This window comes from Collinsella sp. AF36-3AT, from assembly GCF_003475205.1.
Taxonomy (GTDB): domain Bacteria; phylum Actinomycetota; class Coriobacteriia; order Coriobacteriales; family Coriobacteriaceae; genus Collinsella; species Collinsella aerofaciens_AF.
The window spans coordinates 1-24,356 of the sequence record NZ_QROZ01000003.1; the positions used below are offsets into that span (position 1 = coordinate 1).

Annotated in this window: 19 protein-coding genes; all 19 read left to right on the plus strand. The window is 59.9% G+C overall.

Annotated features, from left to right (window positions below):
* Positions 1 to 159 precede the first annotated feature (159 nt).
* The gene (gene argF / locus DW003_RS03800) at positions 160 to 1,155 is read left to right on the plus strand and encodes an ornithine carbamoyltransferase (RefSeq protein WP_006234279.1); all 996 of its coding nucleotides are present in this window, start codon (positions 160 to 162) and stop codon (positions 1,153 to 1,155) included.
* 138 nt (positions 1,156 to 1,293) lie between these two features.
* Positions 1,294 to 2,781 (plus strand): YfcC family protein, encoded by a 1,488-nt coding sequence (locus DW003_RS03805; RefSeq protein ID WP_369832164.1) that lies wholly within the window; start codon positions 1,294 to 1,296, stop codon positions 2,779 to 2,781.
* A 556-nt stretch (positions 2,782 to 3,337) separates the two neighbouring features.
* Positions 3,338 to 4,819 carry a DUF1846 domain-containing protein gene (locus DW003_RS03810; protein WP_022094206.1) on the plus strand — a complete coding sequence of 494 codons (1,482 nt, stop codon included), beginning with the start codon at positions 3,338 to 3,340 and terminating at the stop codon, positions 4,817 to 4,819.
* A 256-nt stretch (positions 4,820 to 5,075) separates the two neighbouring features.
* Positions 5,076 to 5,414 carry a hypothetical protein gene (locus DW003_RS03815; RefSeq protein WP_022094205.1) on the plus strand — a complete coding sequence of 113 codons (339 nt, stop codon included), beginning with the start codon at positions 5,076 to 5,078 and terminating at the stop codon, positions 5,412 to 5,414.
* A gap of 178 nt (positions 5,415 to 5,592) precedes the next feature.
* Positions 5,593 to 7,254 (plus strand): CTP synthase, encoded by a 1,662-nt coding sequence (locus DW003_RS03820; protein WP_006234274.1) that lies wholly within the window; start codon positions 5,593 to 5,595, stop codon positions 7,252 to 7,254.
* 2 nt (positions 7,255 to 7,256) lie between these two features.
* On the plus strand, positions 7,257 to 8,198 hold the full coding sequence (gene xerD / locus DW003_RS03825) for a site-specific tyrosine recombinase XerD (RefSeq protein WP_187361891.1): 942 nt from the start codon (positions 7,257 to 7,259) through the stop codon (positions 8,196 to 8,198).
* Positions 8,199 to 8,660: 462 nt separating this feature from the next.
* Positions 8,661 to 9,095, plus strand: coding sequence for a division/cell wall cluster transcriptional repressor MraZ (locus DW003_RS03830; RefSeq protein WP_006234269.1), 435 nt, complete (start codon positions 8,661 to 8,663; stop codon positions 9,093 to 9,095).
* Between the two features lie 20 nt (positions 9,096 to 9,115).
* Positions 9,116 to 10,081: a 16S rRNA (cytosine(1402)-N(4))-methyltransferase RsmH gene (gene rsmH, locus DW003_RS03835; protein WP_117584231.1), complete on the plus strand. Its 966-nt coding sequence runs from the start codon at positions 9,116 to 9,118 to the stop codon at positions 10,079 to 10,081.
* A 90-nt stretch (positions 10,082 to 10,171) separates the two neighbouring features.
* The gene (locus DW003_RS03840) at positions 10,172 to 10,642 is read left to right on the plus strand and encodes a hypothetical protein (protein ID WP_022094483.1); all 471 of its coding nucleotides are present in this window, start codon (positions 10,172 to 10,174) and stop codon (positions 10,640 to 10,642) included.
* Between the two features lie 182 nt (positions 10,643 to 10,824).
* The gene (locus DW003_RS03845; protein ID WP_316242809.1) at positions 10,825 to 12,525 is read left to right on the plus strand and encodes a penicillin-binding protein 2; all 1,701 of its coding nucleotides are present in this window, start codon (positions 10,825 to 10,827) and stop codon (positions 12,523 to 12,525) included.
* A 128-nt stretch (positions 12,526 to 12,653) separates the two neighbouring features.
* Positions 12,654 to 14,078, plus strand: coding sequence for a UDP-N-acetylmuramoyl-tripeptide--D-alanyl-D-alanine ligase (gene murF, locus DW003_RS03850; RefSeq protein WP_118387650.1), 1,425 nt, complete (start codon positions 12,654 to 12,656; stop codon positions 14,076 to 14,078).
* A gap of 3 nt (positions 14,079 to 14,081) precedes the next feature.
* Complete coding sequence (mraY, locus tag DW003_RS03855) at positions 14,082 to 15,101, plus strand: phospho-N-acetylmuramoyl-pentapeptide-transferase (protein ID WP_089571579.1); 1,020 nt, start codon at positions 14,082 to 14,084, stop codon at positions 15,099 to 15,101.
* 9 nt (positions 15,102 to 15,110) lie between these two features.
* On the plus strand, positions 15,111 to 16,517 hold the full coding sequence (murD, locus tag DW003_RS03860; protein ID WP_118387652.1) for a UDP-N-acetylmuramoyl-L-alanine--D-glutamate ligase: 1,407 nt from the start codon (positions 15,111 to 15,113) through the stop codon (positions 16,515 to 16,517).
* A 35-nt stretch (positions 16,518 to 16,552) separates the two neighbouring features.
* Entirely contained in the window at positions 16,553 to 18,046 is a 1,494-nt protein-coding gene (gene ftsW / locus DW003_RS03865; RefSeq protein ID WP_118387654.1) for a putative lipid II flippase FtsW, read from the plus strand.
* Positions 18,036 to 19,151: an undecaprenyldiphospho-muramoylpentapeptide beta-N-acetylglucosaminyltransferase gene (gene murG, locus DW003_RS03870; RefSeq protein ID WP_118387655.1), complete on the plus strand. Its 1,116-nt coding sequence runs from the start codon at positions 18,036 to 18,038 to the stop codon at positions 19,149 to 19,151. The genes ftsW and murG overlap by 11 nt, the downstream gene beginning before the upstream one ends.
* 97 nt (positions 19,152 to 19,248) lie before the next feature.
* Positions 19,249 to 20,667 (plus strand): UDP-N-acetylmuramate--L-alanine ligase, encoded by a 1,419-nt coding sequence (gene murC, locus DW003_RS03875; RefSeq protein WP_117636008.1) that lies wholly within the window; start codon positions 19,249 to 19,251, stop codon positions 20,665 to 20,667.
* A 5-nt stretch (positions 20,668 to 20,672) separates the two neighbouring features.
* Positions 20,673 to 21,584: a UDP-N-acetylmuramate dehydrogenase gene (murB, locus tag DW003_RS03880; protein WP_117564655.1), complete on the plus strand. Its 912-nt coding sequence runs from the start codon at positions 20,673 to 20,675 to the stop codon at positions 21,582 to 21,584.
* 424 nt (positions 21,585 to 22,008) lie between these two features.
* A complete protein-coding gene (locus DW003_RS03885) occupies positions 22,009 to 22,797 on the plus strand; it encodes a cell division protein FtsQ/DivIB (RefSeq protein WP_233545497.1) in 789 nt (262 codons plus the stop codon).
* Positions 22,798 to 22,996: 199 nt separating this feature from the next.
* Entirely contained in the window at positions 22,997 to 24,151 is a 1,155-nt protein-coding gene (ftsZ, locus tag DW003_RS03890; protein WP_055251674.1) for a cell division protein FtsZ, read from the plus strand.
* The last annotated feature ends 205 nt before the right edge of the window (positions 24,152 to 24,356 follow it).

A 24,356-nucleotide genomic window follows, 5' to 3' on the forward strand; every position in this document is an offset into this window, starting at 1 on the left:
GGCCGCGGCGGCCCGCGCTGCATGAGCATGCCCTTCTGGCGCGAGGACCTCTAAGTCTTTAACGTTCCGGTGCGGTCCCCCTACAACCGCACCGGTTTCGCCCGTCAAACGGGCAACACTGATACTTACGTAATTTATTTCTTCGAAAGGAATCGAACCATGGGTGTTAACCTCTCCGGCCGTAGCTTCCTCAAGCTTCTCGACCTCACCACCGAGGAGATCGAGTACCTGCTCAAGCTCTCCAAGAACTTCAAGGATATGAAGCGCGCTGGCGTTCCGCACCGCTATCTCGAGGGCAAGAACATCGTTCTGCTCTTCCAGAAGACCTCCACTCGTACCCGCTGCGCCTTCGAAGTCGGCGGCATGGATCTGGGCATGGGCGTCACCTACCTCGATCCGGGTTCGTCGCAGATGGGCAAGAAGGAGTCCATCGAGGACACCGCTCGCGTTCTCGGCCGCATGTATGACGGCATCGAGTTCCGTGGCTTTGCCCAGGACGACGTCGAGGAGCTCGCTGCTAAGTCCGGCGTGCCCGTGTGGAACGGCCTGACCACTGAGTGGCATCCCACCCAGATGCTCGCCGACATCCTGACCGTCCAGGAGAACTTCAACTACGACATCAAGGGCAAGACCCTCGTCTTCATGGGCGACTGCAAGAACAATGTCGCTCGCTCCCTCATGGTCGTCTGCTCCAAGCTCGGCATGAACTTCGTGGCCTGCGGCCCCGAGGAGTGCATGCCCGCTGACGACGTCATCGAGGCCTGCAAGCCCATCGCCGAGGCCAACGGCTGCACCATCAAGCTGACCACCGACGTCAAGGACGGCGTCACCGGTGCTGACGTCATCTATACCGACGTGTGGGTCTCCATGGGCGAGCCCGACGAGGTCTGGGCCGAGCGCATCGCTCAGCTCACCCCGTATCGTGTCACCTCCGAGGTCATGGCTATGGCCAACCCGGGTGCCATCTTCCTGCACTGCCTGCCCAGCTTCCACGACACCAACACTACCATTGGCGCCGAGAAGTGCGAGCAGTTCGGCATCACCGAGCAGGAGGTCACCGACGAGGTCTTCGAGAGCCCCGCTTCCAAGGTCTTCGACGAGGCCGAGAACCGCATGCACACCATCAAGGCTGTCATGTACGCTACGCTCAAGTAAGAGCTTCTAGCATCTCGCTCGGGGTGCATCGCTGCGCACCCCGAGCGCTTTTGTCTGGTAAAAATCTCGCACTGAGCGACATGCACGGCACGGAAGAGCCGCTTCGGGCGAGATCAGTAAATGATTTATGAAGGGGGGATGAGAACTATGACTGAGACCGCTAAGAAAAAGCGCGGTATGCCTTCATCGTTCACCATTCTTCTTGCTCTGCTGGCAATCGTCGCGGTTGTTACCGTTATCGTCTCCGGTACGTCCGGTGGCGAGGTTACCGCTGCCCGCCTGAGCGATTTCTGCACCGCCCCGGTCAAGGGCTTCGCTGACGCTCTGCCCGTCTGCCTCTTCGTTATGATCCTCGGCGGCTTCCTCGGCATGATGACCGAGACCGGCGCCCTGGACAACGGCATTGCCGTTCTGGTGCAGAAGCTTAAGGGCAATGAGATTATGCTCATTCCCGTGCTGATGCTCATCTTCTCCCTCGGTGGTACCACCTATGGTATGTGCGAGGAGACCGTTCCCTTCTACGCCCTGCTTGCCGCTACCATGATGGCCGCTGGCTTCGACCCTATGGTCGGTGCTGCCACCGTCCTGCTCGGCGCTGGCTGCGGCTGCCTGGGCTCCACGGTTAACCCGTTCGCCGTCGGCGCTGCCGTCGACGCTCTGACCGGCGTTGGCATTGAGGTCAACCAGTCCATCATCATCGGCCTCGGTGCCGTCCTGTGGATTGTTACCACTGCCATGTCCATCTTCTTCGTCATGAGCTATGCCAAGAAGGTCAAGGCTGACAAGGGTTCCACCATCCTTTCGATGCAGGAGCTCAAGGACGCCGAAGAGGCTCACGGCAAGGCTGCTTCCGAGGTTAACAAGGAGGTCAAGCTCACCGGTCGTCAGAAGGGTGTTCTGATCGCCTTTGCCTTCACCTTCGTCGTCATGATCGTCGGCTTCATCCCGCTGGCCGACCTCAACGAGGGCGTCGCCAACTTCTTCGATGCTGGCGCCGTCTATGACGCCGATGGTAACGCCATCGTTCAGGGCTGGTCTGCCCTGATCACCGGCCTGCCCATTGGCCAGTGGTACTTCGACGAGGCTTCCACTTGGTTCTTCCTCATGGCTATCCTGATCGGTATCATCGGTGGCCTCTCCGAGAAGCAGATCGTCAACACCTTCATCACCGGCGCTGCCGACATGATGTCCGTTGTCCTCGTCATCGCTCTTGCCCGTGGTATCTCCGTCCTCATGGCTAGCACTGGCCTCGACGTCTACGTCCTCGACGCTGCCGCCAATGCTCTGGCTGGCCTGTCCGGCGTGATCTTCGCTCCCATGAGCTTCCTGGTCTACTTCGGCCTGTCCTTCCTGATCCCCTCGACCTCCGGTATGGCTACTGTCTCCATGCCCATCATGGGACCGCTGGCTGTTAAGCTCGGCTTCTCGCCTGAGGTCATGGTCATGATCTTCTCCGCCGCCATCGGCGTCGTGAACCTGTTCACCCCGACCTCCGGTGCCATCATGGGCGGTCTTGCCCTGGCCAAGATCGAGTGGACGACCTGGCTCAAGTTTGCTCTCAAGCTCATCGTCGCTCTCTCCGTCGTCTGCGCCGTCATCCTGACCATCGCTTGCGTGATGCTCTAAGTACCCCTTGGGTACCCCACGGAAACCATGACGATCCTGTAAAGGATCACCTGGTCATCGTCTGTCCGGTGGGGTAACCCCACCGGTAGACTCCTACCTTTAGCCTCCTCCCGTTCCGTGCGCGGGAGGGGGCGCACTTATGTTCCGCGGTTTTACCAAACCGCGGAACCACTCGACGCTGCGCGCCGCCCAGAACTACAATTTGTCATTCAAAAGGCAAGGCATGACCAAAAGGTCTATGCCTTGCCTTTTTCATGCCAACTTGTACGTTCTGGACGGCGCTCGCTGACTTATGCTCAACCTGCGACGCTGTTATTGTTGGTGCAGGGGAACAGCTTGCCCGCTCTGGTGCCCGTTCGTTGACTTTGGCTCTGCCTGTGACGTTTCCATTGTTGGTGCGGAGTGACTTGGTTCCTGCTTCAAATTAGCTATCCCGGGTCCCCGGTGGTTGCGGTGGCGTGTTTGGTTGGTGCCTGTTGGTGGCCAGGCCCTTGCGAGGGGCAGGCTCCGTTATAATCGCCTAGAACATTAAATGGAAACGGGACGGGAGCCATACATGCGCCAGGGTTTCGACAACGCGAAGTATATCGAGCTGCAGGCCGCTCATATTAAGGAGCGCATCTCGCAGTTTGGCGGCAAGCTCTATTTGGAGTTTGGCGGCAAGCTGTTTGACGACTATCACGCGAGTCGCGTGCTGCCGGGTTTTGAACCGGACAGCAAGTTCCGCATGCTCAAGAGCATTGCCGATGACGTTGAGGTCATCATCGCAATCAACGCGAACCATATCGAGAAGAACAAGGCCCGTGGCGACCTGGGCATTACCTATGACGAGGACGTTTTGCGCCTGGTCGACCTGTTCCGCGGCAACGGTTTTGCTGTCGCGGCCGTGGTTATCACGCAGTATGCCGGTCAGCCCGCTGCCGACGTCTTCCGCAATCGTCTGAATGCACTCGGCATTCCCGCCAAGCTGCACTATCCCATTGAGGGCTATCCGCACGACGTCGATCTGATCGTTTCTGACGAAGGCTACGGCAAGAACGAGTTCGTCGAGACCACGCGTCCGCTCGTTGTCGTGACGGCGCCCGGCCCTGGCTCGGGCAAGCTCGCCACTTGCCTCTCGCAGCTGTATCACGAGCATAAGCACGGCACTGCCGCCGGCTATGCCAAGTTTGAGACCTTCCCGGTCTGGAATCTTCCTCTGACGCATCCGGTCAATATTGCCTACGAGGCCGCCACGGCGGACCTCGACGATGCCAACATCATCGATTCCTTCCACCTTGAGGCCTACAACAAGACCACGGTCAACTACAACCGCGACGTCGAGGCCTTCCCGGTGGTCCGTGCCCTGATGGAAAAGATCCTGGGCAAGAGCCCCTACCAGAGCCCCACGGACATGGGCGTCAATATGGTCGGCTTTGCCATCACCGATGACGATGCCTGCCGCGACGCTTCCAAGATGGAGATCGTCCGCCGCTACTTTACCGCGGTCGAAAATGTGCGCCGTACCGGCGTGGGCGATGAGCAAGTCGACCGTCTCAAGATTATTATGAAGAAAGCCGGCATCGATAAGAACTACTCACCGGCGCGCTCGGCGGCCCTCACCAGGGAGCAGCTGACGGGTGGTCCCGTGGGTGCCATGGTCATGCCCGATGGCTCCGTGGTGACCGGTAAGACCTCCACGCGCCTGGGCGCCGCAAGTTCGCTCATTATGAACGCCCTAAAGCATGTCTCGGGCGTCGACCTTGAGCTCGAGGTCATTAGCGATGAGGCGATCGAGCCCATCAGCAAGCTCAAGACGCATTTCCTGGGCAGCAAAAACCCGCGCCTCCACACCGACGAGACGCTTATGGCGCTGTCGATCACCTCGGCCACGAGTGAGACGGCCGCTCGCGTCCTTTCGGGCCTGGAGCAGCTGCGCGGTTGCGATGCCTTCTTTAGCGTGATTATCTCGCCGACGGACGAGACGGTACTGCGCAAACTGGGTATCAACGTGTGCTGCGAGCCCAAGTTTGAGCGTCGCGGTTTCTTCCATCGCTAAGTTTGAAGCACCGCGGTAATTGCATTGCATTTTGGCCGTATCGGGTTAGCGCCCGGTACGGCTTTTTGATCAATAAAGCGCCTATTTCGGCGAAAAATAGCCGTTTACCTGCCTAGAAACAATTTGAGCGGTATACAATAACCGTAACTGTTTCATCCTTAGCGGGATGCCGCATGATGGATATTACCTGCCATCGTGAGGTGTGTCGGTCGCGCACGGCGCGTTAGATGCTCGTGCTCGGTTTGAGGAGGCTGCTATGGCGGGCAAGGGTCGTGCGAGTGTCAACGATATGAAGCGTGTCGAGGTGCTGGTGTTGATGGAGATCGACCAGCAAACCGAAGACAATGGCGGGCCGTATGGTTTCTCGCGCAAAACGCTTGCCGAGCGCGTGGGGGTTTCGCCGTATCGTGCCCGCGCCGCAATCGATCGCTTGGATTCCGAAGGCATGATTGATGTCGTCTCGCGTTATAGCGACGACGGCGGTCAGCTTGCAAATGGCATTTGCCTCACCGAACGTGGCGAGTGGTATCTTGAGGGCGTCCGTACCGGCATGCTCGTTCAGGAAATGCTTGAGGATGAGGCTGCTGATCGATAGCAGCATGTAACCCTTGCCATAGCGACGCCACCCGGGAAACCGGGCGGCGTTTTGTTTCAAGATTGAGAAATGCAACCGCACGCGAGAAAAATTGCGAACGGTCCGCGGCGCGAGTATTACAATGAAGACCCGTAAGATGTGTATGGACAACTTCTACGGGAAGCGCAGGTAACTCAATATGACCAAGCATGTGTTCGTGACCGGTGGCGTGGTTTCGTCTCTGGGCAAGGGTATTACCGCGGCCTCGCTGGGCCGTCTGCTCAAGTCGCGTGGCTACAAAGTAACGATGCAAAAGGCCGACCCGTATCTGAACGTCGACCCTGGTACCATGAGCCCGTTCCAGCATGGTGAGGTCTTCGTTACCGAGGATGGTTACGAGTCCGACCTGGACCTGGGTCATTACGAGCGCTTTATTGATGAGAACCTGACCCGCGATTCCAACTTTACGACCGGTGCCATCTACAAAAGCCTAATCGCCCGTGAGCGTCGCGGCGACTTTTTGGGCGGTACCGTGCAGGTGATTCCCCACGTCACCAATGCCATTAAGGACAAGTTCCGCCGCATCGAGGAGCAGACCGGCTCCGATGTAGTCATCACCGAGCTGGGCGGCACGATCGGCGACATCGAGTCCCAACCGTTTGTCGAGGCCATCCGTCAGTACCGCAAGGAGGCCGGCCCCGAGAACGTCTGCTACATCCACGTGTCGCTCGTTCCCTATATCGCCGCCGCCCACGAGGTCAAGACCAAGCCCACGCAGCATTCCGTCAAGGAGCTCCGCAGCTTTGGCATCCAGCCCGATATCATCGTGCTGCGCTCCGACCACCATATCGATGACGCTATCCGCGGAAAGATCGCAAGCTTCTGCGACGTCGACACCGATTGCGTCTTTACCAACGAGGACTGCGCGAGCATTTACGATGTTCCGCAGCTGCTTGCCGAGCAGGACTTTGACCTGCGCATTTGCGAGCGCCTGGGTCTGGATCCGCGTGAGCGCGACATGAGCGAGTGGAACGAGTTCCTGCGCAAACAGAATCACGCCAACCATCACGCCGACAAGGTGAAGATCGCCGTCGTGGGTAAGTACACGCAGCTGCCCGATGCGTACCTGTCGGTTATCGAGGCCCTGCACCATGCGGGCGTCTTCTACGATCGCCATGTGGACGTCCAGCTGGTCGACGGCGAGAGCCTTGACGAGCAGAATGTCTCCGAGGTTCTGGGCGACGCCTCGGGCATCCTGGTCCCCGGCGGCTTTGGCAAGCGCGCCCTGGAGGGCAAGATTCTCGCGGCCGAGTTTGCCCGTGAGCACAAGATTCCGTATCTGGGCATTTGCCTGGGTATGCAGGTCGCCGTGTGCGAGTTCGCCCGCAATGTCGTTGGCCTTGCCGGTGCCAGCTCCTCCGAGTTTGATCCGGACGGTCCGTATAGCGTCATCGATCTGATGAGCTCGCAGGAGGACGTGACCGAGAAGGGCGGCACCATGCGCCTGGGCGCCTATCCGTGCAAGCTCGCCGCCGATACTCTTGCTCGTGAGGCATATGGTGAGGAACTCGTCTACGAGCGTCACCGTCACCGCTTTGAGTTCAACAACGCCTTCCGCGACCAGCTCGAGGACGCCGGTTTGGTTATCTCGGGTCTGTCGCCTGACGAGCGCTTGGTCGAGATGGTCGAGCTGCCGCGCGACGTGCATCCGTGGTATGTGGCAACCCAGGCTCATCCCGAGTTCAAGAGCCGCCCGACCAACCCGCAGCCGCTGTTCCGCGAGTTCGTGCGCGCCTCGATCGGCCAGCACGAGGGTGTCGACCGTCTGCAGGTGACGCCCATGAACCTCGCTACGGACTAAGGGTGCCGGCGAATAAGGAACATACCGAAGCTACTCCCTCGTCGCTCGCCGTGGCGGCGGGGGAGTATCTCGATTACCTCGCGGTCGAGCGGGGCTTGGCGCGCAACACGATTGCGGCCTATCGTCGTGACCTGACGACGTACTGCGCCTATCTGGAGCGGGCGGGTATTGTGTCTTTTGAAGAGGTGACCCGTCAGGTCGTGGAGGGCTTTGTCGCCGATCGCCGCGACGGAGGCTATTCCGACGCCTCGGTGGAGCGCGCGCTTGCTGCCGTGAAGGGCCTGCATGCCTTTTTGGTGCGCGATGGGGCCGTGGCCCAAAACCCGACGGCGGCGTTGCGCCTGCCTAAAAAGGCTGAGCGTTTGCCGGAGTATCTATCGGTGGAGGATGTCTCGGCGCTGCTCGATCAAGACTTTCCCGAGGGCGAGATGGGACTGCGCGACCATGCCATCTTGGAAGTGCTCTACGGATGCGGTTTGCGTGTGAGTGAGCTGGTTGGGCTCGATGTGGGCGATATCCATATTGACGATGGCTTTGTGCTCGTTCGCGGTAAGGGCTCAAAGGAACGCCTGTCCCCGCTGGTGGGAAGCGCGGCGCGAGCTCTGACGCTCTATTTAACTGAGGGGCGTTCTCGCTTGGCGGCCCATGCCCACGGAACCGAGACCTCGGCGGTCTTTTTAAATAAGAACGGCCGCCGTCTGTCGCGCCAGGGCATCCATGCCATCTGTGAGCGCTACGGGCGCCAGGTGGGGCTGGTGGGACTCCATCCCCATACCTTGCGACACTCCTTTGCCACCCACATGCTCGCGGGCGGTGCCGACCTGCGTGTGCTGCAGGAGATTTTGGGCCATGCCGATATTTCGACCACGCAGGTCTACACGCATGTCGACCGAACGCAACTGACCGAGGTCTATCTGGCGGCGCATCCGCTAGCACATCGCTAGCACCTCGCTGACCTGCATATTTATAAATACTAAAGGGGACGGGCCCCAGATTGCCGAGACGCACTTTTGCGCGCATGGGCAATCTGGGGCCCGTCCCATTTTTCGCCAGACACCGACGCGGTGGTGGGCCGTGTGTACCGTGGGTGGGGGAGTTTGGGGGCGATGTGAACGGCGTGTAAAGGGACGTAAAAATCGCCTCAAGGTCAACTTGAAGGTTGAGGTTCGCGGGCGTGGTTCTACAGGTGGCATCCCGCCTTTGCTGCAGACACAACATATTGTGTTTTCGAACATATGCTCGGGGGTGTTTTACAACATATTGGGGGTGGAATAGTGGGGCGGGGGGGGGGAAGGGGTGGGGAAAGGTGTTGAAAAATGGGGCGGTTCCCCATATTATTGATGACGTCGACAGGCGGGGTGGTTCCCCGCGTACGTGCCATCTGAGTAACCGAGGGGAGGGCGCACATGGGAATGACTGGTGCATACGAGCGCAATCTCGATGCAAAAGGTCGTCTATCCCTGCCTGCACCCCTTCGCGAGGAGCTTGGAGAGCACGTTCGCGTGTTCAAAGCCCTGGATGTCGATGCTCTGTACGTGTTCTCTGCCGAGGCCTTCGATAAGTGGGTCGAAGGACTCTTCGCGGGTCGTGAGGGCCACGAGGGTTTTAACCCGCGTGACATTAATGACCAGAAGCTCATGAGGGCGATCAACAAGCGCACCACGTCGATGGATGTGGACAGCGCCGGTCGTATCGGTCTTTCCGAGTCTCTCCGCAAGCAGGCGAACCTCGACCGCGAGGTCACGGTTGTGGGCAACTACGACCACCTTGAGGTTTGGGATCGCGCCGCGGCCGATGAGGACGATGACGATGAGGCCCTGCTGGACCTCTTCTTCTCGTAAGGGCAAGGCACGGGTAACGGATGGAGCGTGGGATCTTGACACAAGAATATCGGCATGAACCTGTCATGCTCGGCGAAGTGCTTGAGTCGCTGCAGCTAAAGAGCGGCTCCGTCGTCTGCGATTGCACCCTTGGCGGTGCCGGCCATTCGGTAAAGATGGCCGCGCAGGTGGGGGAGACGGGTCTTTTGCTCGGCGTCGATCAGGACGACATGGCCCTCGAGGCCGCTGGCGCCCGTCTGGACCGCGAGGTTCCCGGCGTTCCGCACCAGCTGCTGAAGGGCAACTTCGGCGACTTGGACGAGCTGCTTTGCTCGGCCGAGGTGCCCGGGGTCGATGGCTTCCTGTTCGATTTGGGCGTTTCGTCACCGCAACTCGATATCCCTGGCAGGGGCTTTTCGTATAACGAGGACGCCCCATTGGACATGCGGATGGATCCGGGCAATAACACCTTAAACGCAGCTGAGGTCATCAACACCTATAACGAACACGACCTCGCCCGGATTCTACGCGTCTACGGCGAAGAGAAGTTCGCCTCGCAGATCGCGCGCGAGATCGTGCGCCGCCGCGAGCAAGAACCGATCGAAACCACCGGCCAATTTGTCGAGATCATCAAGGCGGGTATCCCGGCTGCCGCTCGTCGGCATGGCGGACACCCGGCCAAGAAAAGTTTCCAGGCCATTCGCATCGAGGTCAATCACGAGCTCGATGTGCTCGAACGAGGGCTTGATGCCGCCACCAGGTGGCTCAACCCGGGCGGACGTATCTGCGTCATCTCGTATCACTCGCTCGAGGACCGTATCGTAAAGAACCACTTTAAGGAGATGAGCCAGGGGTGCACGTGTCCGCCGGAGATTCCGGTGTGCGTGTGCGGCAACGTGCCGATACTCAAGGTCATCACCCGCAAACCCTTGGTTGCCCAGCCTGATGAGGTTGAGCGCAACCCTCGGGCGAGATCAGCCAAAATCCGCGTGGCGCAGCGTCTGTAGGCACGACCGCGCGATATTGGACCTCCCGCTCGCACCATAAACGAAGCTTAAACACACTACCAACGTACTCGGGATGGGAGGCGGCATATCATGGGCTACAACACTTCAAGCGCAGCACTCGCCTATGATATGAACGCCATGCCCGCCTATCGTGAGACGCCGCAGGCCCCCGTTGCTCCCCGTGAGCAGCGCACGCCGCGCTTTGATGTCTACACGGGCGCGGGCCGTCAGGCAAACCAGGCGGTAAGCCCGGTTTTCATGAGCGTTCTTAAAACGTTTTGCATCATTGCGGCTATCTTCATGACGATCGGCGTCGCCCGCGTGGCGCTCGCCGGCGTTACGGCCCAGGTGCTCAACAGCAACGCCGAGCTTACCAACACGCTCGAAAAGGCGACCGATGAGAGCTCCGACCTGGAGGTCATGCATTCGGTCTATGGCGCCGACACGCGCATTCGCGACCTTGCGGGTGCTTATGGCATGGTGGAGCCCAGCGAGAGCGTTACACTTGACTTTTCGCAGGATGCAGCCGCGGGCGCCAACGCGACCGCGACCGCTCAGTAGCAAGACGGTAGCTGAGTATGACAAATGACTATCGCCGCGGTTCCGATGGGGGCCGCGGTTCTGGACGTCCCTCGTCGCGGGGACGTTCTGGTTATCAAGGAACGGGTCGGCAATCTTACAACGCCGGGCAGTCCCGTGGCAACGACCCGGCGTCGCGACTTCGCGGCTCGGGCGGCCCTCAAGTGCATAACACCAGGTCGCGCGAGAGTTCGTCGACCGAATGGCTCACAGGCACGCCTCTGCCTCGCCGCAAAGCCGTCATGGGCTTCATTGGGCTTGGCTTGGGCTTGGGCGTCTTTCGCCTTGCCGACTATCAAATTGTCGAAGCCGATAAACTGCGCGAGCGCGCCGATGCGCGCCGCCTGCTTGCGCAGACCCTCTATGCCAAACGTGGCACCATCTACGACCGCAACGGTAACGTGCTGGCGTCGTCGGTCGAATGTCGCAACATCGCCGTGAACCCCCAGCTTGTCGAGGATGTTGACAAGACGGTGTCGGCGCTGGTCAAGGCAACTGGAATCGATAAAAAGACCTGCCGCAAGCTCGTTGAGTCCGATGGAACCTGGGTGTATATCAAGCGCCAGGTGGACGAAGACGACGCTGCGGCGCTGGAGAAGAAGAACCTGCCCGGCGTGCTTTTTGAGCAGGCCATGAAGCGCGTATATCCATACGGCAATCTGGCATCGCAGGTGCTGGGTGTAGTGAATGTAGACAACGACGGCTTGACGGGTCTCGAAAAGCAATACAACAAGCTTCTGACCGGCACGAACGGTTCTCTCGTACGCGAGCGCGCGAGGGACGGCAGCTATATCGCGGGCGGTGCCTATAAAAAGGTGGCTGCGGTCGACGGCGTTGATATCGTGACGACGCTCGACGTCAATATCCAGCGTGCGGCCGAGGATGCCCTGGCAGAGGCTGTCGAGAAGACAAAGGCCAAGAACGGCTCGGCGCTGGTCACCGATCCTACGACAGGCGAGATCTTGGCAGCCTGCTCGTATCCGACCTACGACCAGACCAATTTGGAAAACGCCAAGACCGAGGATATGAACCTGCGCCTGGTCACCGACGCCTACGAGCCCGGCTCGGTCTTTAAGACGCTCGTGGCGGGCGCCGGCTTCGACTTGGGTGTCGTGCGGTCGAGTACGTCGTTTGAGGTGCCGGCGAGCATCAAGGTGGGCGACGATACCGTCACCGATGCCGACAAGCGCGACTACGCCATGACCATGGATGTACGCGAGATGATGCGCCGTTCGTCCAACGTGGGTTTTGTCCTGGTGGGGCGCAAGATCGGTGCCGACGACTTTGCCGCCTATGTGGACAAGTGGGGCATCGGTCACAGCTCGGGTGTCGATTTTCCGGGCGAGAGCCTGGGCATCGTCAAGGAGCGTGACCAGTATGACGGCGCCACGCTGGGCTCGATGAGCTTTGGACAGGCGCTGTCTGTATCGCCGATTGAGATCGCACGTGCCGTGGGCGGCATCGCCAACGGCGGCGTGATGATGACCCCGCACTTCTATAAGTCCAGCAAGGGCGACGAGAAGGACTGGGGCGAGGGCGAGCGCGCGATTTCGGAGGACGCCGCATCCCAGGTGACATCGTGCATGCAGACGGTCGTGTCGGAGGGAACGGGCGTTGGCGGCGCTGTTGACGGCTATGACGTGGCGGGTAAGACCGGTACGGCCGAACGTGCCGACGAGAACGGCGGCTACCTCAAGGAGAACTACATGTCGTCCTTTATGGGCTTTGCACCGGCACAATCGCCCAAGGTGCTGTGCTATATCACGCTCGACGGAACGCCGAGCGGCTCAGATGCCGCTGCGGTGCCGTTCCAGTCCATTATGGCCAACGCGCTCGACGTGCTGGGTATCCCGCACACGAAGTAGGGGGTTACAATCTTTGGGGCGTGGTTTGTTGTCCCATATGAGGGGTGTTCACATGCCCTGCACCACGCATGCGCGGCGCTGGGATACAATACGCCGATAGCATTATTTAGGTTTACAGGGGAGCTGCAATGATAGAGATCGCCGTCAACAACCTCGCGGCCGCAACAGGGGCCCGAACCGTGACGGGAGAAGTCGATCGGGTATGCCGCGGGTGCGTTATCGACTCGCGCCAGGTCGAGGAAGGGACGATTTTCGTCGCCTTTCCCGGTGAAAACGTCGACGGCAATGATTTTGCTTCCCGTGCCGTCCAGTCGGGTGCCGGCGCCGTCGTGATGACGCGTGAGCCCGAGGCCGAGCTGGTCTCGCTGGCGCAGGACAAGGGCTGTGCCATCTTGCTGACCGATGATCCCGAGGAGTTTCTGCTGCGTTTGGCGCATGCGTATCGCCTGGAGCTTGGCTGCCTGGTCGTTGGCATTACCGGTTCCATCGGCAAGACGACGACCAAGGACGTGCTCGCCGCTGTGCTCGCCAAGCGCTATCGTGTCTGGGCCACCAAGGGCAATTTCAATAACCTGATCGGCATGCCGCTCACGGTGCTTTCCGCTCCGGCCGATACCGAGATCCTGGTGCTCGAGATGGGCATGAACCATTTCCACGAGATCGAGCGCCTGTCCCAGTCCGCCAATCCCAACCTTGCCATCGTGAGCAAGATCGGCACCTCTCATATCGGCATTTTGGGCAGCCGCGAGAACATCGCCCGCGCTAAGGCCGAGATTGTACAGGGCATGTGCGCCGCCGGCGACTATTTGCCGCTGCTGGTTTTGGGCGGCGAGGACGATTTTACGCCGTTCATTCGCGATACGTTCGCCCAGCCTGCTGGTATCGACGTGATGCTGGCCGGTGTCTCTGACGATGATGAGGTCCGCGCCCGCGACGTTCGCGTTGATGACGAGGGCCGTCCGGTCTTTACGCTCGATTTTGGTCAGGGCGAGACAATCGATACCATGCTTGCCATCCCCGGCGTGCAGTCCGTTCCTAATGCCGTTAAGGCCGCCGCGGTTGCCTATCGCCTGGGCGTGACGCCCGAGCAGATCGATGCTGCCTTTAGGGGCCTCACGATCACCGGTCACCGCCAGGAGATCAAGCGCGCCAAGAGCGGTGCCCGCGTCATCGATGACTCCTATAACGCCAGCGCCGAATCGATGGCAGCCGGTCTCGACCTGCTGTGCTCGCTTTCGTGCACGGGGTCTCGCATGGCGATCCTGGGCGAGATGGGCGAGATGGGCGATGAGGCTCCTCGCATGCATGAGCTCGTGGGCGCTTATGCCGCCGCCAAGAAGCTCGACATGCTGGCGTGCGTGGGTGGTGAGCTGGCCCAGCTTATGGCCGATGCCGCACGCATGATGGGCATGGACGAGGACCGCATCCAGGTGTTCTCCGATTATCAGCAGGTGCTCGACCGCATGGGCGGCGCGCTTGAAAAACATGATGTTGTACTGGTCAAGGGTTCCCGCTTTGTTGAGCTCGACCGCTTTGTGGAAGGTGTGTGCTAGCCCATGTTCGGCAATCCCTCGTATCCAACGTATCAGGCTTTTTTGGGGCTTGGCATCGCCGCAGCCATTGCGCTGCTGCTCATGCCGTGGTGGATCAAGCTGCTCAAGGTCGAGGGTATCGGCCAACAGGTTCGTGCCGACGGCCCCAAGCGTCATTTGGTTAAGCAGGGAACGCCCACCATGGGTGGCGTTGTCATCCTCGTCGCGATCTCGCTGACCTGCCTGCTGATGGGCAAGCTCACCACCGAGCTCGTACTCGTGCTGCTCGCCACGCTGGCGACCGGCGTGCTGGGCCTGATCGACGACCTGACCTCCGTTACGCATGGGCGCTCGCTCGGTCTGACGCCTCATGCCAAGATGATCGGCCTAACCATTATCTGTGTCACCTTTACGGTACTTGCCGTCAACTGGTGCGGCGTCGCCCCCGAGATTCGTTTTCCCGGTGGGTTGACGATCGACCTTGGCGTGCTTTCGACCACCATCTGCGGCTATTCGTTCCCGTGGCTCTATATTGTCTTTTGCTGGCTGATGATTGCCGGTCTTTCTAATGCCGTGAACCTGACCGATGGCCTTGACGGTCTTGCTGGCGGCACCTCCATGATCGCCATGCTCGCCATGGCTGCCATGGCGTTTTTGCACGGAGACGTGAACCTGTCCATCTTCTGTACCGCGTGTGCCGGTGCCTGCTTGGGCTTTCTGTGGTTCAACTGCTATCCGGCGAGCATCTTTATGGGCGATACCGGCTCGCTTGCTCTGGGCGCCGCGTTTGCCTGCACGTCCATCATGACCAACACCGAGGTCGTCTCCCTCATCATCGGCGGCCTGTTTATCGTTGAGACTCTGTCGGTCATGATTCAGGTTGTCTACTTCCATTTTACGCACAAGCGCGTCTTCCTTATGGCGCCCATCCATCATCATTTCGAAAAGAAGGGCTGGGCCGAGACCAAGGTCGTCATCCGTTTTTGGATTATCGCTGCGGCCTTTGGTGCCGTTGGCCTTGCTCTGTTCTTCCAGTTGGGATAGTGGTCTTTCATGCCTCTTGCTGATGTCTTTAGCCTGCTCGTTTTGGGTCAGGGCAAATCCGGTCTCGATGTCGCCCGCTGGGCGCTGGCACATCCCGAGCGCGTAAGCGCCGTTACCGTGTATGGCGGCGGCACCTCTGAGCCCAATGACGCCACGCGTGCGCTCGAGGCTGCTGGTGCGTCGTTTGTCTATGGGACCGAACAGGTCGAGGGCGCCTATGACGTATGCGTGACGTGCCCGGGCATCTCGGAGTTCTCGGGCTTCTTTAAGGCCGGGCGCGAGCATGCCGCCCAGATTATGGGTGAGCCCGAGTTTGCCTATCGCCTGTCGCCCGATAACTGGATTGCCATCACGGGCACCAACGGCAAGACGACCACCACGTCGCTGACCGATTATCTGCTCAAGGCTTCCGGTGAGGCCAGTGTAGCTGTCGGCAACATCGGCGAGCCGCCTATCAACGAGATTGACGGCCGAGCCCACAACGAGTGGTTTGTGGCTGAGCTCTCGAGCTATCAGATTGCTACGACCACCGAGCTCCACCCTCGCGTGGCGGTGCTGCTCAACATCACTCCCGACCACTTGGGCTGGCATAAGAGCCATAAGAACTATGCGCTTGCCAAGATCAAACTGTTTGACAATATGGTCGATGACGATCTGGTGGTCGTCGACGTCGAAGACGCCGGCATTCACGAGTTCGATGAGTACATCTACACGCCGGGTCGTCGCATCTGCAAGGTTGCCTTTGACGAGCCAGAGGGTGAGGATGTCGCCTTTGTGCGCGATGGCAAGATGATCGTGCGCCTGAAGGGCGTCGAGACCCCGCTCATCGCTGCATCCGAGCTCAAGATCTCGGGCCATCACAATGTTATCAATGCCCTGTGCGCTGCCACGGCTGCCTTGGCAGTCGGTGCCGATGTCGATGGCGTCTGCCGCGGTCTGGCCTCGTTCCAGCCGCTCGAGCACCGCGTGGAGCCGTGTGGCGAGATTGACGGCGTGCGCTACGTCAACGATTCCAAGGCGACCAACACCGATGCGGTCGAGAAGGCCCTGACGGCATTTCCCGATGACGATGTGATCTTGCTGCTCGGCGGCCACGATAAGGGCACGCCGCTCACGGACTTCGCGCGCGTCGTTATGGACAACGTGCGCTCGGTCGTCTGCTTTGGCGATGCACGCGAACGCTTCACCGCCGCTATGGACGAGGCCGATGTTGATGGCGATGTGGATATCGCCCAGGCGGATGACCTACGCGACGCCGTGGACGTTGCCCGTTCGCTGTCGAGCCGTGGCGATGTGATCTTACTTTCTCCTGCCTGCTCTTCGTTCGATGAGTTCTCGGGCTATGAGGAGCGCGGCCGCGTGTTTAAGGACTACGTGGCCCAGCTTGCCGCTACAGCGAAATCACAAATGGAATAGGGGTTGCAGTGAGAGAGGAGAGCCCCCGACAAGGTATGAGGAGGCCCGACTCGGACCGTGCTTCCTCACGTCGCATCACACCGCGTTCCAGCCGCGGCGGGCAGTCGTTTAGCGAACGCTATATTGCCGGCGTTCCCGCCCGTATCATGCGCCCCCGTTTGATATTCATGGCCTGCCTGTTTACCTTGGTGTGCTTTGGCCTGCTGATGGTGTACTCGGCATCTTCGGTCGAGGCGCTGCACGAGAATGGCTCGGCGACGTTTTTTCTGGGTCGACAGGCCGCGTTTGCCGTGGTCGGTGTTCTGGCGCTGATTGCCATCGTGCGCGTTTTGCCGGACAGTTGGTTTGGGGAAGACGTGCTCAGGATCTTCCTCATAGGCATGATAGGGCTACTGTTTCTGGTGTTCTTGGTGGGCAGCGGCAGCCGTGGCGCCACGCGCTGGCTCAACATCGCCGGCATTCAGTTCCAGCCTTCCGAGTTTTTAAAGCCATTTGCCATTGCGTATTCGGCCATCATGCTTGATCGCTTCTTTTCGCCCGGTGGCAACATCAACGAATTCCTTCGCAAGATGGGCATCTACCTGGGCATTTCGCTCTTTCTGATCTTTATCCAGCCCGATTTCGGTACTGTCCTGATCATCCTGTTGACCCTCATGTGCATGGCGTTGTTTGCGGGTCTCGACCCTAGATTTATCATCGGCGTGCTAATCTTCGGCATTCTCGTGATCGTGATTGCGCTTGTCGCAGAGCCGTACCGTATGGTGCGTATTCAGGTTGCCTTGAACCCTTGGGCCGACGAGTATGGTGACGGCTATCAGGCCACGCTTGCCATCATGGCCTTTGCCTCGGGCGGTCTGTTCGGCCGTGGCATCGGCAACTCAACCATGAAGTACTCGTATCTGCCTGAGGCGCACAATGACTACATCCTGGCCATCATTGGCGAGGAAGTCGGTTTTGTCGGAACCGTGCTGTTCTTCTTGGTGTTTGCGATGCTGATCTACTCGGCGTTTCGCATTGCCGAGCAGGCGACCGATCGTCGGGGCGCGCTTATGGCGTCTGGCTCCGCGGTCATTCTCGCGGTGCAGTTTTTGATTAACGCGTTGGGCATCCTCAACGTGTTTCCCATGACGGGCAAACCGTTGCCGTTTATTAGCTATGGCGGTTCGTCGATTATTGTGTCGCTTATGCTTGCCGGGTTGGTCCTGCGCGTTTCGTACGAGAGCGCCCGTCGCGATGAGTACGACCGTCGCCGCGAGAGCTTTGCCGTTATGGATGAGAGTACCGCCGGCGTGCCCCACGTGCGCGGCGAGCGATCTTCGCGTAACGGTTTTACCGTCCTGGATGGCTCTGCGACCGAGCCGGCAGCCCGCCCGCGTCAGCGAACGGCTCCGCAAGGTCGTCCGCAGCGCCCCAGCCCTCGCAACGCGGGCGGCGGATATAATCGAATCGATTTGAACTCGGACCCGTCGGCGCGTCTGCGCACCGACGACCAGGGACCGCGTGTACGAAGGGACTACCATGACCGATAAAATGACCGTTGCTATTGCAGCCGGCGGCACGGCAGGACACATCAACCCCGCGCTCGCCTTGGCCGAAGAACTGCGTGACCGTGGCCACCACGTTGTGTTCGTGGGCCAGTCGCGCAAGCTCGAGGGTCGTTTGGTCCCCGAGGCTGGGTTTGATTTTGTGCCCATTACGGTCACGGGCTTCGACCGCTCCCGTCCTTGGACGGCGCTGACCTCGCTGTGGCGTGTCAATAAGGCCAAGCGTGCGCTCGCCAATCATTTCTCAAAGGTCGGCAAGCCCGATGCCGCCATCGGTTTTGGTGCCTATGTCGAGGTTCCGCTGCTGGGGTGGTGCAAGGGCGCAGGCGTTCCGTATCTGCTGCATGAGCAGAACTCTGTTCCGGGCCTGGCCAACAAGATGATGAACTCCCACGCCGCCCGCGTGTGCATCTCGGTGCCGGCAGCGCGTTCGGTCTTTGAGCGCGAAGGTGACCCTGACCACGTGCTCATGACCGGCAACCCCGTACGTCGCTCGGTGATCGAGGGCGATCGCGCTCGTGGCCGCAAGGCACTTGGCGTTCCCGAGGACGCTACGCTGCTGCTCGTCTTTGGCGGTTCACTTGGCGCCCAGCACCTCAACGAGCGCGTGACTTCGCTCAAAAACGAGCTGCTTTCGCGCAAGAACCTCTATGTGTTGCATTCGACGGGTGCCGACGGCTTTGAGGAGACCGAGCGCGCTTTGGCGCTGACGCCCGAGGAGGCGAAGCGTTACCGCGTCCAGCCTTACATCGACAACATGGGCGATATGCTGGCTGCTGCCGATTTGGTGCTCTCGCGTTCGGGTGCATCGAGCGTGGCCGAGATCGCTGCGCTCGCCGTGCCCTCGGTGCTCGTGCCGTATCCGCATGCGACGGCCGACCACCAAACCACCAATGCTCGTTATCTGGTCGACGCCGGGGCCGGCGTGCTCTGCGCCGATGCCGATATCGACGGTTCTGCCTTTGCCGATGAGCTGCTGCACCTGGTCGATGACGCGGCGGCGCGCGACGCCATGCGTCAGGCGGCGCGTGGTCTGGCTCAGGATAGAGCCGCCGCTCTTCTGGCGGATGCGGTAGAGGGTTTGCGTTAGTTAGACGGGATATCTTCGGTCGCCCTCGCGCTGATGCGGTAGGTGCGGTACAGTTAACGGGTTACAGGCAGTGTTTACGCAAGGAGTACACGAGCACATGGCTGATTCCCAGACTGCAACCTCCGCGCCCGAGTTTAAGAGCGCCCACTTTATCGGTATCGGCGGCGCCGGCATGAGCGGCATCGCCCTCGTTCTGCACGAGCGCGGTTATGCCGTTACCGGCTCCGACCTTAAGACGTCACGTTATATCCGCCAGCTTACCCGCGCTGGTGTGAAGGTGCATGTGGGCCATGAGGCCGCCACGATCGACGAGGTCAAGCCCGACGTGGTTGTTGTCTCCACCGCTATTCCGGAGTCCAACCCTGAACTCGTGCGCGCTCGCGAGCTTGGTATTCCCGTGTGGCCCCGTGCCAAGATGCTCTCTGCTTTGGGCCACGGCTACACCACCGTCGCTGTTGCCGGCACGCATGGCAAGACCACCACGTCTTCGATGTGTGCCACCATGCTCGACCGCATGGGTCTGGATCCGAGCTTCCTGATCGGTGGCATCGTCGAGGGCTATGACACGAACGGCAAGAACGGCTCGGGCGACTACTTTGTCGCCGAGGCCGACGAGTCCGACAGCTCCTTCCTGTTCCTGAACCCCAACGTAGTCATTGTGACCAACGTCGAGGCCGACCACCTCGATCACTACTCGGGTATCGAGGAGATCGAGGCAACTTTCGCCAAATTCATGAGCCTGGTGGGCGAGGACGGCACCGTCATCGTCTGCGGTGAGGACCCGCATCTGGTCGAGCTCGCCAAGTCGACGGGCCGTCACGTGCTTTCCTACGGCTTTGCCGAGAGCAACGACATCGTCTGCATGCACCCGGATGTCAAGGGCATCCAGAGTGACTTTATCGTTCGCTTTGAGGACGGCACTGAGCGCGCTGTGGAGATCAAGAGCAATCCCGGTCGCCACAACATGCTCAACGCCACGGCGGTGCTCACCGTCGCCCATGTCCTGGGCCTTGACATCGACGCCGCCGCCAAGGCGCTCTCGAGCTTTGAGGGCGTCCGCCGTCGCTTTACCCACGTGGGCGATATCGATGGCATCACCGTGGTCGATGATTACGGCCATCACCCCACCGAGATCAAGGCGACGCTTGCTGCCGCTTCGTCGCTGGGTTACAAGCACGTCGACGTCGTGTTCCAGCCGCACCGCTATTCGCGCTTGCAGGCCCTGTGCGACGACTTTGCCGATGCATTTGCCAATGCCGATAAACTGCTGCTGATTGATGTGTTCTCGGCTGGCGAGATGCCCATTCCGGGTGTCACCTCTAAGATGCTCGCCGATACCGTGCGCGCCAAGCATCCTGGCAAGGAGGTCGTGTACTGCTCCAGCCGTCTTGAGCTCAATCAGGAGCTCGAGCAGATGGTGGGCGAGGGCGACCTGTTGCTCACCATGGGTGCCGGCGACGTTACGACCGTCGGTCCCGAGTTCATTGAGTATCTGACTGCCAAGAAAGACGCTTAAGTCTAATGGGTCTGTTTAACGCCGTCATGGCGCTCTCGGGCATGATCGACACGGATGTGATCGAGGACGAGCGCCTTGCGCGTCATACGAGCTATCGTATCGGCGGCAAGGCCGACCTCTTTGTGACGTGCCATAGCTATCATGCCCTCCGCCGCGCCGTGGCGGTGCTCGATCGCGAGCAGGTGCCGTGGGTCATCATCGGCAAGGGCTCCAATCTGCTGGTTGCCGATGGCGGTTATCGCGGTGCCGTCATTTCGCTCGGACGTGAGTTCCAGCGCACGGTTGTTGCCGATGACGGTTGTACGCTGACGGTCGGTGCGGGCGTGATGTTTGCGCGCCTGGTCAACGATGCCCTGTCGCGTAGCCTCTCGGGCCTTGAGTTTGCCGTTGGCATTCCTGGTTCGGTCGGCGGTGCGATATCTATGAATGCCGGCACACGGACCGAGTGGATTGGCTCGCTGGTTGAGGATGTCGTAACGTTTGACCCGGCATCCGGTATCAAGCATTATGCGGGGTCCGAGATCACTTGGGGCTACCGCGAATGTAGCCTTCCCCGCAATGAGATCATCCTCGAGTGCGTGTTCAAGCTTAAACCGGCGCCCAAGGCCGACATTCGCGAGCGCATGGAGCGGTACCTGACGAGGCGCAAGCGTACGCAGCCCATGGGTCGCGCATCCTGCGGGTCTGTCTTTCGCAACCCGCCCGATGCGAGTGTGGGCAAGCTTATCGAGGATTGTGGATTAAAGGGTTTTTCGATTGGCGGCGCGGAAGTTTCGCCCGTTCACGCTAATTTTATCGTTAATAACGGAACTGCCTCGGCCGATGACGTTGCCGCGGTTATTAGACATGTGCACGGAAAGGTGAGGGAGGCGTATGGCATCGAGCTCAGACCGGAAGTTAAATTCCTCGGCTTCTAGAGCATCGAAACCCACCTTCCGCCGCGCCGGAGGGCGTTCCGGCGCGCCTGCCAAACCTCAACGCAATACCGTCGCGCACTCTAAGTCTGTCGGGCATGCTCGACAGACCAGTCGTCCGGTCGTCGGCTCGCAGCTCGGTAATCGTCCGGCCGCAAAAAAGTCCTCGCGTCCCTCGACGACGTCAAAGCCTGTTATGGGCGCCAAGCCTGCCCGTCCCATGGCAGCTCCCAAGCCCTCGACGGGAACTAAAGCGGCGCGTCCAGGTCGCACGCTGGGCGCATCGAAACCGCGCTCGCTGACATCGGTGCCGGCTACCGCCAAGAAGCCTTCGAGTAAAAAAGGTTTCAACCCGTTATCTTCACTTGGAGCGATGGCAAATAAAACATCAGACGCCGCTTCTGTCGTTACAGGCAAAGGCAAAATCGTGGGCGGCGTTCTGGTCGTCTTGGCCGTGCTCGTCGTCGTTGCCACCGTGGTGATCAACTCTGGACTGTTTACTGCCACTGATATTCAGATTCAAGGCAGCGAGCATGTGACGAAGCACGATGCTATCCAGCTGATCGACTTGCCCGAGGGAACGTCGCTTTTTAACGTCGATCCCGACCAGATTACCGAGGATCTCAAGCAGAACCCGTGGGTTTCGGGCGTGGATGTCCAGCGCCAGTTTCCCCATACGCTTATCATCACGCCGACGGAGCGTAAAGTTATCGCCATTGCGTATATCAGCTCCGACGACCTTGCCTGGGCTATCGGAGACGATGACACCTGGATCGCCCCGCTGTCGACGTCGGTCGAAGTGGACGACCAGGGCAACGTCATCACGACAGGGCAGGGCTCAAATACCTTGACCGGAATCGATGCCGCGCTGGCGCTCGCCAAGCATTATGGCGCGGTGTTGTTGACTGATGTCTCGGCGGATGTCGCTCCGGTTTCCGGCCAGGCGGTGAACTCCAAGGCCGTTAAGGCCGGCCTGGATTATGTGCGTGGTTTTTCGAGCGAGTTCTTGGGACAAGTCAAGGATATTTCTACGCCTTCGGTCGAAGCCATCTCGGCAAACCTCAATAACGGCATTGAGGTGTCGCTGGGCGATTCGGACGATATCGCCAAGAAAGAACGCATCGTGACCAAACTACTTTCGCAGGTAGAGGGCGTAACTTATATTAATGTGCGCTCTCCGGGCAACTACACGTTTAGGAACGCACCGACCGCCTAGCATCCTAAATGGCTTTGTTGAGGGGCCATACCACGCCGTTTATCTGGTTTGTTTGGTTTTCACGGTCAATTATTTGACTGATACGTTCATAATGTGCAAACATAATACGGTTTACCTTTGCATTTACTTTCAACCTGAAGGTTAATGTGCGCAGGGGTCGACCCATGCTATGGCTATAACCTTTGTTCGGAGGACCGACATGCACGAGACAGAGATCAACAACTACCTTGCCGTCATTAAGGTGGTCGGCGTCGGCGGCGGCGGTACCAACGCGGTCAATCGAATGATCGAAGAGGGCATCCGCGGCGTCGAGTTTGTTGCCATCAACACCGATGCTCAGGCACTCGCGATCTCTGATGCCGATATCAAGGTGCACATCGGCACCGACCTTACCCGCGGCCTGGGCGCCGGCGCCAACCCCGAGGTTGGCCGCAAGGCTGCCGATGAGTCCCGTGACGACATTGCCGAGGCGCTCGCTGGCGCCGACATGGTGTTTATCACCTGCGGTGAGGGCGGTGGCACCGGTACCGGCGCTGCTCCCATCGTTGCCGATATCGCGATGAACGAGGTCGGCGCACTGACCGTCGCCGTCGTGACCAAGCCCTTCACCTTCGAGGGCCGCAAGCGCAAGAAGAGCGCCGAGGAGGGCATCAAGACCCTCTCCGATTGCGTCGACACCATGATCGTCATCCCTAACGATAAGCTGCTCGACATCGCCGAGAAGAAGACCACCATGCTCGAGGCCTTCGCGATTGCCGATGGCGTCCTTTCCCAGGGCACCCAGGGCATCACCGACCTCATCACCGTCCCCGGTATCATCAACCTGGACTTCGCCGATGTTAAGACCATCATGAAGCAGGCCGGTACCGCCATGATGGGTATCGGTACCTCTTCTGGGGATACTCGTGCCGTCGACGCTGCCCAGCAGGCCATCTCCAGCCCGCTGCTCGAGAGCTCCATCGATGGTGCCACGCGCGTTCTGCTCTCCATCGCCGGTTCCAAGGACCTGGGCATCCAGGAGATCAGCGACGCCGCCGACGTTGTCGCCAACGCCGTCGACCCCGAGGCGAACATCATCTTCGGTACCGTTGTCGACGAGTCCCTGGGCGATCAGGTGCGTATCACCGTCATCGCTACGGGCTTCTCCGATTCCAACGTCAACCGTCAGGACGAGCTCTTTGCTGCTCAGCAGTCTCAGAGCAAGGCCGCTGCCTCCGCTGAGCCGCAGCGCACCGCTCCGGCTGCCAGCCCGGCTCAGGCCGCTCCGACCCGCAACGTCGGTGGTACCGAGCTGCCCAACTTTGGCAACGACCAGTTCGAGCTTCCCGACTTCCTGAAGCGCGGCAGCTTCTAGTTCGTTTTTCTCAACGACCTGCACGGGGTGTGTCCATTTGGATGCACCCCGTTTTATTTCTCGTTTGTAAACGAAAGCCTCCAATCTCCTTACGTTCCCTTTACGTTTGGTCCCTACCGCTGCGGGTATCCTTTTAAGGAAGTATGACAGCCGTATAAACGCGGACTGCGCGGCGACGCCGCGGTACTTGTGTTATTAGGAGGCT